The following is a 12,711-nucleotide window of genomic DNA, read 5'->3' on the forward strand; positions in this document are numbered from 1 at the left end:
AGGCACGTTATTGGTTCAAAAACGTGCTTCTGCCGGCGATCTTCACCCGAATAAGACTGCTCATGTTCGTTAGCCGGGGAATAGCCTCATACATGCCCGAATAAAGTGCGCTATGTTCGTTAGATCATCGGCAGCTTGCTTTAACACGCTGCAGCCAGCTTCATCGCACAAAAAAGAAGCGCTCCCGCCAATTGCAAACCCGTCGGCGGAAGTCGCTTCGTTCTAACATACAGGTTATTCAATCATCCGTTATGCAGCCTGTTCAGTCACCAGCACCATGAGCTAATCCATCACCGGCACAGCCTGTGCGCATTTACGCGAAACAGCCCTTGCCCAACCAAAACTTAATACGAAGTCCATCCTGCGTCCGCAGTGACCACGGTGCCGTTCACGAAGCTGGATTCGTCCGATCCGAGGAACAAAGCCACCTGCGCGATTTCTTCGCTCTTGCCCAAGCGCGGGTTGATGGCCATGCCGAGCTGCTGGCGGCCTCCGCCGAACGGGCTGAAGCTTTTCATCGAAGCGCTGATATTCGTTTCTACGCCGCCCGGTGCAATCGCATTGCAGCGAATGCCTTGGGGAGCGTACATGTATCCCGTATTTTTCGTAAAACCGACCACCGCGTGTTTGGAAGCCGTATAAGCCGCGCCTGCACGACCGCCAAACAGCCCGCCTGCGGATGCGACGTTAACGATCACTCCTTTTTGTTTCTCCAGGAAAATCGGCAGCACTTTGCGCGTTGCGCGCATTACGCTGGTTGTGTTGATCGCAAAGATGCGATCCCACAGCTCGTCGGTGATCTCCCCGGCTGGCTCCATGCCGTCCATGATGCCCGCATTGTTAACCAGAATGTCCACCGTACCGTACGTGCTCACCGCGGTATCGATCAGCCTCTGGATGTCGTCTTCCTGCGCCACGTTGGCTACAACCACGATCGCTTCCCCGCCGCTCGCCTTGATATCGTCAACCACCGCTTGAGCAGTGCCTTCATTGATATCCGACACGACCACTTTGGCGCCTTCCTGCGCATACAATGTCGCAATCGCTTTGCCCATGCCCGATCCTGCGCCAGTAACTACCGCTACTTTATGTTCAAGTCTCATATGGATCTTCCTCCCTGTATTCGTTTACATAAAGTTAACAAACAAATGTTCATTAACTCTTGTCTTTAGTATAATAAGTCATGGCTAAGCCATTCAATCAGTAAACGAGGGCCGGAATGTACGTTATCGAACATATGGTGCCCATATTGTACTTTTTCGTCAAAAAAGCTGTTGAAAGGAGCATGCACTATGTCTGATCTCCCGGCACAGGACCGCCGAATCAAAAAATCGAAGGCCGCCCTCAAGGACGCCTTGATCGCTCTGATGCAAAAGAAACCTTTCAAGGAAATTTCCATTACGGACATCGTGCAGCTCGCGGACCTGAATCGCGGTACCTTCTACAGACATTATCAATATAAAGAGGATCTGTTCAACGAGCTGATCGAGGATGTCGTTCAGGATCTGGTCACTTCCTTTCGCGAGCCGTATCGGGACAAAGATGCCTTTCAAGTCCATGCCATGCCGTCTTCGGCCATCACCATCTTTAAGCATGTTCACCAACATGCGCCCTTCTATACCCTTGTCGTGAAATCGGATGCTTCATCCCATTTTCAAGAGATGATCTGCAATGTGCTGCGCGATCTTGCCCTGCAGGATCTCAACGACATTTTCCCGGATCACATCAATCATGAACTGCTGGCCAGTTATCAGTCGCATGCCATCTTCGGCATGATCCTCGAATGGATTCGTCAGGATTTCAGGCACACGCCCGAATACATGGCAAACGAGCTGTTCAAAATTATACACATGAAGTCCCCTGAAGCTTAACCGTGCATTTCTTTCTTGCAGCTCCTCGAACTTGTTGTTAAGTCCAAAACAAAACGGTTGATGCAAAGTATGCTCTGCTCAACCGTCTGTGGCATCTATGATATGTAATGTCGGATTCCTACCGGTCTATGACTTTGCCGCTGATCCATCCGTACTTTCCGCCGCTTGTCCATACTTCGTACCAAGTGCGTCCATCCGTCGGATCATACACGGAGCCGCCCCAATGTTCCAAACGGTCGCCCTTGTCCACGACGGCTACGGCAGCCCCGTTGATCGAAGGCACTTCGCGCATATTGGCATGCGCCACCGTTACGGTCAAATACTCTGCCTCGTTCCATACCGATGTGTCGCCTTCGTAATAACGGCCATCCGACTGCATGACGACTTTGCTGCTCACCCAGCCGATGCTTCCGTCGGCAGTGCTTACCTGATACCAGGTGCGGCCATCCGTCGGATCGTAATTTTTGCGATGCAAATATACAACTTCCTCGTCTTTGTACAGCACTTTTACCGAACGTCCGTGAATGCTCGGCGCTACGCGCATATTGATTTCCGAAGAGGTCGGCTTCATATAGTCGATGCTCTGCTCGGCCGACGTTTCCTCTACGGCATAGCTTGCTTCTTCCTTTGGTTTCTCTACGTTTCCGGAATCTGCTTCCTTCGGCTTGGCCGCATTGTCGTCTGCCAGCTTAACCGTCGTTTCAGGCACTGCTTCGGGCTGTTTCCCACCGCTGATCGGCTCTTGCTGAACCGTCGTCGGAGAAGCCTCTTCCGCCTTTGTGCCGCCCCCTTCCTCCTTAATCGTGATTTCAATCCCTCCACAACCGCTGACAACCACGGAGATGCCCACCAGCAGGGCAAACAGCTTGTAACTCCTCATTCGTATTCCTCCAGCTCATGATGTAAAAAAGTCGACTGCTCCGCTCCTGCAGGAGCTTCATTCATTGTAATCCCCTTGGGTAATTTTGTATATGGGGTGGGAATGAAAAACGGCCCACGCAAAGGGCCGTCTCCGGAATATCATTATCCCGACCATGGAATTGTCGCATTCGAGATTCGAAATCAAACATTCATCGTTCAGGGCCGTGCTTCTTAAACGTACTACAAGCCGAGCTTCTGGCCTTTCTCCAGCCGCTGGATCTGCTTCTCCCCCGTGTCGGCCAGTTCGCGGAACTGGCTGATCGTCTCGCGCATCCGCGGCAGCGCCTCCTGCTTATACTGGCTGATCGAGTCGAGCGCGCTCAGCACGTCGGTGAAGGCCTGCTTCATCGTATCCACCGAAATGCTGGCATTGTAGGCCTGCTTCTGGATCGCGATGCCTTGCTCCTTCAGCATTTTGGACGTGCCTGCGATCAGGTCGTTCGTGGTCTGATTCAGCAGCTCGATCTTTTGCAGCACGATTTTCTGGTTATATAACGCGCTCGCTACCGTTACGGCGATCTTCAATGCCGAGATGGTCACGTTTTTCGCTCGATCCACGCCCCGGATCAGTTCGCGATTGTTGCGGATCACGACTTCGATCGCCATGATGCCCTGCTGGTTGACCACCAGCATCTGCTGCAAATCCATCACCCGCTGGCGCAGCGGGAACAGCACTTCCTCGGTGATGAAACGCACCTTCTCCGGGTCTTCGCCGCGGATTTTGGCCGCCTCGATCTGACCATCGATCGATTCGTCCATCAGCACGCCGAGCTGGATTTCCTTTTGCAGCTTCTTCGTCAGCTCCCGCAGCGTCTGCTGTTCCAGCTCCAGCGTCGTATTGTCGTTGCGCAGCGTCGCCCGCCCTTTGTCCAGGGAGACGACGATGTCCGCAATGACGGCATCCGCCTTCTGGAACTTCAGGAAGTAGGCCCGCAGCGGGTTAAACAATTTGCCAAGGAATCCGCTCTTGGCAAAGTCGACCGCGCTGGGGTCGAGGTCTTTCAGCTGCATGTGCAGCTCGGTCAAGCCTTTGGCGACCGTCCCGCCCTCGTCTCCCGTCTTGGACAGGTGTCCGACGGAGACTTGAAGCAACGCGTTTTTCTCGGAAGAGCTGCTCATCGTCTTCATGCCGAACCCTTCGATCGACTGCAAAATTTCCTGGCGTTTCTCCAGCGAATCGAAATCGAGGGCCATGATCGCCTCCACGTTGGCACTTGCTATCTGCTGCAGCTCCGCCACCTCGGCCGGCACGGGTTTCACCTGCTCCTCAATGACTGCCTGAATCTCCTTCGTGCTCGGAATCTCCATCGAAAATGACATCCGCGTTCCCCCTCATTCATGGATTGAATTACATCTGCGCGTTGAACAGGTTGCCGATCTTGTACACGACGTCGTCGGTATCCGCATTGATGCTCGCCGCCTCGTTAATGCTCGATATGCTCTCCAGCGCCTTGATGTCGGCGTTATAACCGATCGTATAGATCGGAACCTGAGCCGTCTCCACCAGATCGCGAATGTCCTTGAGAGTGTGACCCTCGTTCGTTTCGCCGTCACTCAGGACGAAGATCAGCGGTTTCACGTTCGGGTTGTCGACCATGTAATCCTCCAGCATTTTCATCGCAACCGCGATGCCGTCGAACGTTGCCGTGCCGCCCCCTGCTTGCAAACTGTCCACCGTGCCGACGAACATGGACTGCTGGTTCGTATCGTATTTGGCAATCGGCAGATTTATGGTTACGCCGCTCGAATAAGACACGAGGCCGATGCTGTTGTCGGTTCCCAAATATTTTTGCCCTTGGCGGAGCGACTCCTTGAGCCGATTCAGCGGTTCGCCGTCCATGCTTCCGGATACGTCGGCGACAAACACGGCAGCGATCGGTTTGGCGCCGTTTTTCTTTTCTTTCCACACTTTCTGGGCTGCAAGCAGCGTGCCGCCGTCAATGGTGGCCAATTCGGATTTGTAATCCTGCAGGCCGTTGAAGCCGAATTCCTCCGCCGAACGCTGGTATTCATCCTTTTCCGCAAACGCGGCGAATTGGCGAATGATCTCCAGCTTGTTCTCCGGCAGTTGGCCGAGCGCATAGAGCGGGCTGTCGTGTCTTACGCCAAACGGCGTGAACACGTAACCGCTCTTCAGGTCGGCTGTATTGACGTACGTCTGATACTCCAGCACGAACGCATCCAACCTGCCGGACTTGGCCGCTTCCCGCATCTGGATCGTGGTAGACGCGGTAAACGGCACGTTGGCTTGGAATTTCTCGAAGCCTTGAATGGCCGTTTCGCCGAGCGGATCGGCGCTATCGTAAGTGTTCAATGCCGTAACGAGAAAATTAAGCCCCGTCGAACTCGCAAATGGATCGGTATATCCCATGGAAAGCTCATTGTTCGCAATCGCTTCGGTCACCGTTTTGACGTTTACCGAACCGTAGGTGTCCACCAGCGCATCATATTTCGCTTTCGAGATGACGATGCCGGGCACGTTGCCGACCAAACGCTGGGCGACCATATCGGTGTTCACCCCGCTCGCCGCGACCATCTCGCCCCAAAACTCGTTCGATGGCGTATAGGCATCAGGCACGTATTTCCCCGACTTGATGTAATCGGCGGCCGTACCGGAAGCGATGTTGCGTATTTTGACCGATACCGGTTTGCCATCCACTTGAATGCCTGCCTGGTTAAACGCCTCGGCCACTTCCGTCAGCCAACCGTCCACGCCGGTGCCCGATTTCTCCGGAGACGAAAAGATTTCCACGTAATCACTGGTCGTGCTTTCTACCGTGATCGGAAATTTCGAGATATCCGGCAGAGCGTCCGCCACATTCACCGGGTCAAGGTCGATTTGCCCTTTTACCGGCTCTGCCGTGCCCGGATGGATGTCCGCAACCATTTTGGCCAGCTGCTTCGACGCATTTTCAGTGCTCACTTGCGAACCCGTTTTGCCCAGGTTGGACGTCAGCGTAATGCCTGCATACACCAAGCCGAACACCAGCACCAGCATTACGATGGAGGTGATCCAAAACTTCCCCTTCTTCGCCATATTCCACAACCCCTCACTGTCTGTATAGTTTGGTATGCCTGATCAATTGATCGATCTCCTTCATGCAAGGCATATGTTCAATCTCTTCGGCTGCCACGCCGTCCAGGCGGGAGATTTCCAGCAGCAACTGGTCAAGCTTCAACAAAATTTCCTCGTTGATGTGCAGCGTGCTTTTCATATAGGACAAGTAATCCTGATAAACCTTCGCTTTCTCCTGATAAAGCTGCTCGGACATCCCGGCCGGCTTCGATTTCATCATGCTTGCATACTCCGCTTTGTCGAACACGTTCAGCCGGTTCAAGATGCTGCGGATGTTCAGATAGAGCAGTTTCTCAACCTCCATAGCCACGCCCGCAAACTTCTGGTAGCTCAGTTCGCCGGGTTCGAAGCGCTGGTTCAATACGTTAATGAGCGTTTCTTTCTTGTTTTTCATCCGGTTCAGCTGGGACATGGCAAGTGCTATATCTTCATGCAGCACCTTGATTCGCCTGTAAAAGGATAACGCCTGGGCGTAATCTTCGTGGGTTTCGATCCGTTTCACCGGCAAAGCGACGGGCTGCCTGAACAGCAGGGCATAGCTTCCATACAGCAGCGCGGCTGCACTGCCGAAGAGCAGGGTTACGGCAAGCGCGGTCGTAAAGGCGCCTCCGTCAAAACCAAGCCCGATCAAACCCGGGGAAAAGATCAGCACGTTCAGTGCGGCGAGGCCAACGATCAGTCCCAGCATTTTTATGTATCTCGTCATGGGCATCCGGTTCCTCCTTTCATAAAGGGGTGGTCCTTTCTGACAAACGAAGCTTGTTTTTGCGTTTATTCAAAATATACGTGAGAGTGGCTTATCCCATTTCCATTTCATGAGGACAACAAGTAAAAATACGCGGGAACGGAATGGGATGCGGAACAAGGCAGGAAAAGCATAGTAATCCGCTATAGAAAAAGTGTATGTAATGGGTAATACGCAGAAAAGATGCAGACGTGTCACTTTTTGTATAATCTTCCTGCAAAAAAAAATGCCCCGACGAAAGTGTCAGGGCATTAGCAAGGATATATGGATTCGCAAGCGTTCTGAAAGTCCTAAGATTCGTCGTCCAGCCTGAACAGGCTCGGGAGTGGGATGTTCAATGCGGGATACAGTACGGATTGGATCAGATCCTGTTCCGCATACAACTGGCGACTCTGGTAACTCCCCTCTTCCAGCGTATATACATGTACGGTTCGGTTGCCGGGATCCACGATCCAATATTCGCCCACGCCGTACTTCTGGTACAAGTTGAACTTTTCATTAAAGTCCTTCAGCGCCGTCGATGGAGACAACACTTCGATGATCAGCGAAGGAGCGCCACTGCATCCTTGGCGGGAAATTTGCTCTTTCGAACACACGACCGACAGATCGGGCTGCACCACATGATCCGGCGAATCAAATTGTCCACTCTCGCTAAGAAAGACGTCAAAGGGAGTCGTAAACACCATGCAAGCATCGTTTCGGAAAAACGTGCGCAGCGAAAAGTGCAGTTCTCCCACGACAAATTGATGCAAGGAAGCTGGTGCAGGCGACAAGTCATGTGCTCTTCCGTTAATCCATTCCCATGATCCTTCCCAGCTCAGCCAATCCTGAAAGCTATAAATGCCGTTTGGGTCGGGTTTTGCCATGAGATCAGCTCCTTTTATGACCGTTTTTCACTCATTTTATCACGGCTTGAACTAATCTCATCCTCATCATCACCGACGATCAGGAAAAGATCGATTGCGGTTTGCTTCTCGTCGTGCGCACCTCGGTAACTTTGCCCGCGCAGCCCTGCTCCCCGCTGGCCCGGAACATGACGGTTACGTTGTCTTTGCCAGACGTCGCTTCCTCCGGAATCGCATACGCCACGTGGAAGACTTCCCCGATTTTATTCATATGAATGCGCTGGTCACCCACTACAATACCGTCCACGAGCACTTCGAACTCCCGTTTGTACAACGACCCGTCCCGTTCGAACGGCGAATGGTCACCGCCCCAATATGCGACGGATAGATAGTTCGGTGCCGTCCCCTCCACAGCAAGCTGGTAACTGAAGTAAGCGTCGTTCACGCCATAGGCCTCGCGCCACATTACCATCTTGTTGCGCCCGTCCGCAAACGATCCCTGGAACGTCGTCTCGCGGCAGTTGCTGTCCATCCGGTGACCGATTTCGTCCTGCTGGCCGTCCGGCTCCACGCGGTCGATCGTAATGTCGTTCAGCGCTTTCTCCACCGCGTTGCCCTCGTCGTTGTATGGCCAATACACGGTATAGAATTCATGATGGATGTCGTAAAAAGGAATCAGCTTCACGGCTTGGCCGTCCGAGGTGACTGTGCCGGACAGTTCAAAGATCAATCGGTCCTTGTCCACGGGCTTGATCCATTCGGTCACGTCATCCTGCTCGGTCCAGATGACCGGCACGGGTGCCGTCTTGGCATTCAGCGCCGTCTCGTCGATGATGGTATCCTCCGGCAATCCGTCGCTTCCGAGCGCGCCCGCGAGCACGATCGGGCCGTACAGGAACGCGACCTTGTGCGCATCGTCGCGTGCGGTGTATTTGCGCAGAGCCATCGGCAGCGCAATGGTCACGGTATCTCCGGCGGACCATGTCCGTTCCAGGGAGAGATACCCGGGTTCGATGCGGGAGACGGCCTGCTCCTCATCTCCGTTGACCGTCACCGTCATCGGCTCCTGCAGCCAGCCCGGGACGCGCAGCTTGAGATTGGCCGGGGCGCTGCCCTCGGTGATCGTCAGGGTTACTTTTTCCGAGTAAGGGAATCGGGTCTCCAGCTTCAGGTTCAGCCCTTGAGAAGTCCAATCCAGGCGGGATGCGATGTACAGGTTCACGTACAGGTCCTCGCCGTCCTCAAAGTAGATCGCCTCGGCGTATTTGCCGGGATTCTCCATACCCGAGCCCGTGCAGCACCACCAAGCGGTGTCGTGCGTTCCGTAAATTTTGAAATGGCCCTGGAGCGTGGAGGAGAAATACGTTTTGTGGCCCGTATCCGGGTCCTGCGTGCCGAGAATGTGATTGTAGATCGCATTTTCGTAATAGTCCATGTAGGCGCTGTCCGGCGTCCAGTCATAGAGCTGCTTCGTCAAATGCAGCATGTTGTGCGTGCAGCAGCTCTCCCCGGTTTTGATGCCAAGGCTCTCCATGCCCTTCGCCTCGTAATGCTCCGAAATGCTCGTTGCGCCAAATACGTAGGAACGATGATTGACGGTCGTGCTCCAGAAAAACTCCGCCGCTCTCCGGTAGCTCTGCCGCGCCGGGTCCTGATTGTAGATTTCGGCTGCGCCGATGACCTTCGGAATCTGGGTGTTGGCGTGTTTGCCTTGAAGATCGTCGATTCTGCGTTCGAGCGGTTTCAGGATGATTTGGTGGGTGAACCGTTCGGCAGTCTCCAAATACTCCGGTTTGCCGGTAAACCCGTACAGCTGCGCGAACACCTCGTTCATGCCCCCGTGCTCGCATTGAAGCATGTGCTGCACCTGCTCTTCCGTCATCTTTTCCATGCCGGCCACGGCCCAATCGGCGAAGCGTACGACGACATCCAGCGCTTCTTCATTGCCCGCCAATCTGTAGGCGTCGATCAGTCCGCGATAGATTTTGTGCACGCTGTACCAAGGCACCCAGTATTCTCCAATATTGAAGCTGCCGATGTGCTCTGCCCGAAAGGCGATACGGAACGCTTCTTCGGACAAACCGCCGATGTATCCGCTGCCCGTTGCCTGCTGAATGGAGGCCAGCTCGCTGACCGCGTAATCCAGTCTTTCTTTTAACGTTTCATGGCCTGTAGCCTGGTAGGTGACGGCGAGCGCCGACATGTAGTGTCCGAGGGAATGGCCGCTGATGGAGCGGGCTTCCCACCCGGCGTACCGTTCTTTTTTGGCGGTCAATCCGTGCGCTTCGAAACATGGAGCCAGAAAACGGTCGATGTCCAGCGACAGCAGATACCGTTCTCCGACCTCCTGCGATGTTTGAAAGATGCCATCCAACAAGTCTACATGTTCCGGGCCCAGAAATCCTTTTTTCGTATCGATCATGAAGCTCACTCCTTCTTGGTATGTAATCTCAGGCTGTGTACATGCTCTCCTGTGATATAAAGGGTAAAATCCGTGGTTATCATCCAACCGCTCGAAGCTGCACTGTTCGCCTGATGGCTTGAATGTCCCCATATTATCAAATAAAATACAATTACATCAGACTCATAATCCAAGAAAAGGTGGATAAATCCGTCCTATGCGAAAGTCACTGGAACATTACCTGTGCGGCAAGTTCATCACCGAAGGCAATTGGAGCCATATGCGGCGCAGCATGCCTGTTCACGAGATCATTTTGATGCTGGAAGGTGAGATGTACATCGCGGAAGAAGAGGAGCGGTTCGTCGTTCGTGCCGATGATCTGCTGTTCCTGAGAGCTGGCCGCACCCATTACGGCTACCGGATCAGCGACGCGCCCGTTAGCTTCTACTGGGTTCACTATGATGCCGTGCAGGCAGAGTTCCGGCACTTTCCGACGCATGCCACCATTCAGGTGCCTTCCATGGCCAATCAGCTGTTCAAGCAGCTGCTGCATGTGTCGTCCTTCTCACCGGAGGAAGCCGATGCGGCTACCCTCTTGCTGCTCCGAGAGCTGAAGCGTAACATCCAGGCCGATTATCGCCCGCACAATGCGATTGTGGACCATATTTGCAAGTGGGTCGACATTCATCTGCATACAAACATTACGGTGAGCCAGATCGCGGAGAATTTTAACTTTAACAAGGACTACATCTCCAAAATGGTGAAGCGCGAGAAGGGAGTCGGACTCAAAACCTACATTCTCACGGAACGGATTCGCCGAGCCAAACAGCTACTGCTGAACACCAATGCCAGCGTGAAAGAAATTGCCGGACAGTGCGGCTTCTCCGATTACAAGCTGTTCCTGCGCATGTTCAAGCAATACGAGGGCAACACCCCGACCGAATATCGCAATCACTTGTACTCGACGCAGCTCAATCGATAATGCCTTGGTCTATAGAAATGACTGAGTCGCATATAGAAAATTTGAATGAATCCGATGAAATGGGTTGTGATACAATGCATGATAATTACATTTCTAACTTAACCCATAAGATAAAGGGGATTAAAGATGACAACGGCTGCCATTACGATTCATCCTGCCACCAAAGCCGATCACGACGACATTGTACATATCCTTGTGGCGAGTTACGCCGAGTATCGGGAGACGTTCGAACAAGCGGACCGATGGGAGGCCTACTTGAAAGATATTCGGGAATCCGTGGACAATCCGTACCTGACGGAATTGTGGATTGCCAAGATCGAAGACCGGATTGTGGGCACGGTTCAATTGTTCGAAACGGCGCACCGAGCCTATCCGAATTTTGAATTGCCGATCGATTATCCATTTATCCGTTTGCTGGGCGTCGATCCGGAGTGGAGGGGGCACGGGATTGCACGGGCATTGCTCCAAAAATGCGTGGAATCTGCCAAAGCCATGGGGAAAAATACGGTCTATCTATATACGGGCGGTCAGATGGTGAATGCCATCCGATTATATGAACGTTTCGGCTTTGTCGAGGATGCGGAGTTCAGCTCTGAGGGGAATGGAGGCAAAGCTATCTGCTACCGTTATGATTCATAGTGGAGGGATCCATGTTAAAAGGACCGCTCACCCGAGCGGTCCTTTTCGTTGAAGTGCTGCATCATTTGCATCATTCAACTTTATTTTAAATTCTTAGCTTAGCCTCCGATCTCCACCAAAATCTTCGCATGGCTCTTATCGCTCATCAACAGCTCCAGGCCGTCCTGCACGATATCATCCAATTTGATCTTTTTGGTGATGACCTGTTTCACATCAAGTGCTCCTTCTGCAATCAGCGAGATTACCTCTGGAAAGATATGGCGATATGCCAATGTCGCGGTCAGATTTGCTTCCTTGACCAGCAGTACGAAGAAGTTCACTTGAAGCGGGTTCGGAATCGCAGCGATGACCACGACTTCCCCGCCTTTTTTGACTACGGCTACAGCACTGTCCATCGTTGGCTGCACGCCAGCCGCTTCATATGCAACGTCGATTCCACCCGATTGCTGCAGGATGACTTCGGTGGCATTGACTTTGGCGCTGTTCACCGGAATCGCTCCCAATTGGGCTGCCAGGTTCAGGCGTTCCTCAAACACATCGACGGCATAGATTTGAGAGGCACCGGCAGCTTTGGCCGACAAAATGGTCAATAAACCGATCGGACCGGCTCCGTATACCGCTACCTTGTTCCCCACTTTCAGCTTGCTGTGACGCACCGCGTGAAAAGCTACAGCTGTCGGCTCTACAAGCGCGCCTTCCTCAAAGGATACGTTATCCGGTAACGGATGCACCATATAGGCTTCGACCACTACATACTCGGCAAAACCGCCATCGCCATTCAGCCCAACGAATCCGAATTCGGTACATTGATTATACCGTCCCTGGATACAGTACTCACATTTTCCGCAATGATAGAGCGGCTCCACCACGACCCGATCGCCTACGCTGATACCGCTTACATTCTCTCCCAGTTCACTGACGGTTCCTGCAAACTCGTGCCCGAGCGTGAGCGGAGCTTTCTGTCCCGAGAGCGGATGATTCTCTCCCTCCTGAATCCCTACGCCATGGTGATAAGCGTGCAAGTCGCTGCCGCAAATGCCGGCATACTCCACTTTAATCTTAACCTGACCCGCCTGAGCGACCGGAACCTCGCGATTTTCCACGCGAACGTCTTTATGTCCATACCATACCGCTGCTTTCATCACGTTCATCCCCTTTGTCTACATGCCTAATAGCAATGAATGTCATGCTTGTCTTTTTATTATATCGCCGTTCATGTATTATTCATATT

Annotated in this window: 11 protein-coding genes; 3 read left to right on the plus strand and 8 right to left on the minus strand. The window is 53.1% G+C overall.

Going from position 1 to position 12,711, the window contains the following annotated elements; all coding sequences use genetic code 11:
- Window positions 1-344: 344 nt before the first annotated feature.
- Window positions 345-1,103 carry an SDR family oxidoreductase gene (locus tag L6H98_RS28160; RefSeq protein ID WP_236421023.1) on the minus strand — a complete coding sequence of 253 codons (759 nt, stop codon included), beginning with the start codon at window positions 1,101-1,103 and terminating at the stop codon, window positions 345-347.
- 189 nt (window positions 1,104-1,292) lie between these two features.
- On the opposite strand from L6H98_RS28160, the gene L6H98_RS28165 reads away from it, so the two are divergent.
- Window positions 1,293-1,871 carry a TetR/AcrR family transcriptional regulator gene (locus L6H98_RS28165; RefSeq protein WP_236421024.1) on the plus strand — a complete coding sequence of 193 codons (579 nt, stop codon included), beginning with the start codon at window positions 1,293-1,295 and terminating at the stop codon, window positions 1,869-1,871.
- 118 nt (window positions 1,872-1,989) lie between these two features.
- On the opposite strand, the gene L6H98_RS28170 is transcribed toward L6H98_RS28165, so the two are convergent.
- The 6 genes from L6H98_RS28170 to L6H98_RS28195 all read right to left on the minus strand — a co-directional run bounded on the left by L6H98_RS28170 (window position 1,990) and on the right by L6H98_RS28195 (window position 9,880).
- Window positions 1,990-2,751: an SH3 domain-containing protein gene (locus L6H98_RS28170; RefSeq protein ID WP_236421025.1), complete on the minus strand. Its 762-nt coding sequence runs from the start codon at window positions 2,749-2,751 to the stop codon at window positions 1,990-1,992.
- Between the two features lie 221 nt (window positions 2,752-2,972).
- Complete coding sequence (locus L6H98_RS28175) at window positions 2,973-4,112, minus strand: toxic anion resistance protein (RefSeq protein WP_236421026.1); 1,140 nt, start codon at window positions 4,110-4,112, stop codon at window positions 2,973-2,975.
- Window positions 4,113-4,140: 28 nt separating this feature from the next.
- Window positions 4,141-5,829: a VWA domain-containing protein gene (locus L6H98_RS28180; protein ID WP_236421027.1), complete on the minus strand. Its 1,689-nt coding sequence runs from the start codon at window positions 5,827-5,829 to the stop codon at window positions 4,141-4,143.
- Window positions 5,830-5,842: 13 nt separating this feature from the next.
- On the minus strand, window positions 5,843-6,574 hold the full coding sequence (locus tag L6H98_RS28185; RefSeq protein ID WP_356724668.1) for a hypothetical protein: 732 nt from the start codon (window positions 6,572-6,574) through the stop codon (window positions 5,843-5,845).
- A gap of 329 nt (window positions 6,575-6,903) precedes the next feature.
- The gene (locus L6H98_RS28190; RefSeq protein ID WP_236421029.1) at window positions 6,904-7,479 is read right to left on the minus strand and encodes a Uma2 family endonuclease; all 576 of its coding nucleotides are present in this window, start codon (window positions 7,477-7,479) and stop codon (window positions 6,904-6,906) included.
- Window positions 7,480-7,558: 79 nt separating this feature from the next.
- A complete protein-coding gene (locus tag L6H98_RS28195; protein ID WP_236421030.1) occupies window positions 7,559-9,880 on the minus strand; it encodes a glycoside hydrolase family 127 protein in 2,322 nt (773 codons plus the stop codon).
- A gap of 196 nt (window positions 9,881-10,076) precedes the next feature.
- Between L6H98_RS28195 and L6H98_RS28200 the strand changes: the two genes are divergently transcribed.
- Together L6H98_RS28200 and L6H98_RS28205 are read left to right on the plus strand one after the other, a co-directional pair.
- A complete protein-coding gene (locus tag L6H98_RS28200) occupies window positions 10,077-10,841 on the plus strand; it encodes an AraC family transcriptional regulator (protein ID WP_236421031.1) in 765 nt (254 codons plus the stop codon).
- 126 nt (window positions 10,842-10,967) lie between these two features.
- The gene (locus L6H98_RS28205; protein ID WP_236421032.1) at window positions 10,968-11,480 is read left to right on the plus strand and encodes a GNAT family N-acetyltransferase; all 513 of its coding nucleotides are present in this window, start codon (window positions 10,968-10,970) and stop codon (window positions 11,478-11,480) included.
- Window positions 11,481-11,578: 98 nt separating this feature from the next.
- On the opposite strand, the gene L6H98_RS28210 is transcribed toward L6H98_RS28205, so the two are convergent.
- A complete protein-coding gene (locus L6H98_RS28210) occupies window positions 11,579-12,622 on the minus strand; it encodes a 2,3-butanediol dehydrogenase (RefSeq protein ID WP_236421033.1) in 1,044 nt (347 codons plus the stop codon).
- Window positions 12,623-12,711 lie beyond the last annotated feature (89 nt).

Source organism: Paenibacillus sp. JJ-223, from assembly GCF_927798175.1.
GTDB lineage: Bacteria > Bacillota > Bacilli > Paenibacillales > Paenibacillaceae > Paenibacillus > Paenibacillus hubeiensis.

What these genes read in the sequence shown, in the direction of transcription:
- L6H98_RS28195 (WP_236421030.1), bottom strand. Translation starts at nt 9,880, where the DNA reads ATGATCGATACGAAAAAAGGATTTCTGGGCCCGGAACATGTAGACTTG.
- L6H98_RS28210 (WP_236421033.1), bottom strand. Translation starts at nt 12,622, where the DNA reads ATGAAAGCAGCGGTATGGTATGGACATAAAGACGTTCGCGTGGAAAAT.
- L6H98_RS28160 (WP_236421023.1), bottom strand. Translation starts at nt 1,103, where the DNA reads ATGAGACTTGAACATAAAGTAGCGGTAGTTACTGGCGCAGGATCGGGC.
- L6H98_RS28175 (WP_236421026.1), bottom strand. Translation starts at nt 4,112, where the DNA reads ATGTCATTTTCGATGGAGATTCCGAGCACGAAGGAGATTCAGGCAGTC.
- L6H98_RS28185 (WP_356724668.1), bottom strand. Translation starts at nt 6,574, where the DNA reads ATGACGAGATACATAAAAATGCTGGGACTGATCGTTGGCCTCGCCGCA.
- L6H98_RS28165 (WP_236421024.1), top strand. Translation starts at nt 1,293, where the DNA reads ATGTCTGATCTCCCGGCACAGGACCGCCGAATCAAAAAATCGAAGGCC.
- L6H98_RS28200 (WP_236421031.1), top strand. Translation starts at nt 10,077, where the DNA reads ATGCGAAAGTCACTGGAACATTACCTGTGCGGCAAGTTCATCACCGAA.
- L6H98_RS28180 (WP_236421027.1), bottom strand. Translation starts at nt 5,829, where the DNA reads ATGGCGAAGAAGGGGAAGTTTTGGATCACCTCCATCGTAATGCTGGTG.
- L6H98_RS28190 (WP_236421029.1), bottom strand. Translation starts at nt 7,479, where the DNA reads ATGGCAAAACCCGACCCAAACGGCATTTATAGCTTTCAGGATTGGCTG.
- L6H98_RS28170 (WP_236421025.1), bottom strand. Translation starts at nt 2,751, where the DNA reads ATGAGGAGTTACAAGCTGTTTGCCCTGCTGGTGGGCATCTCCGTGGTT.
- L6H98_RS28205 (WP_236421032.1), top strand. Translation starts at nt 10,968, where the DNA reads ATGACAACGGCTGCCATTACGATTCATCCTGCCACCAAAGCCGATCAC.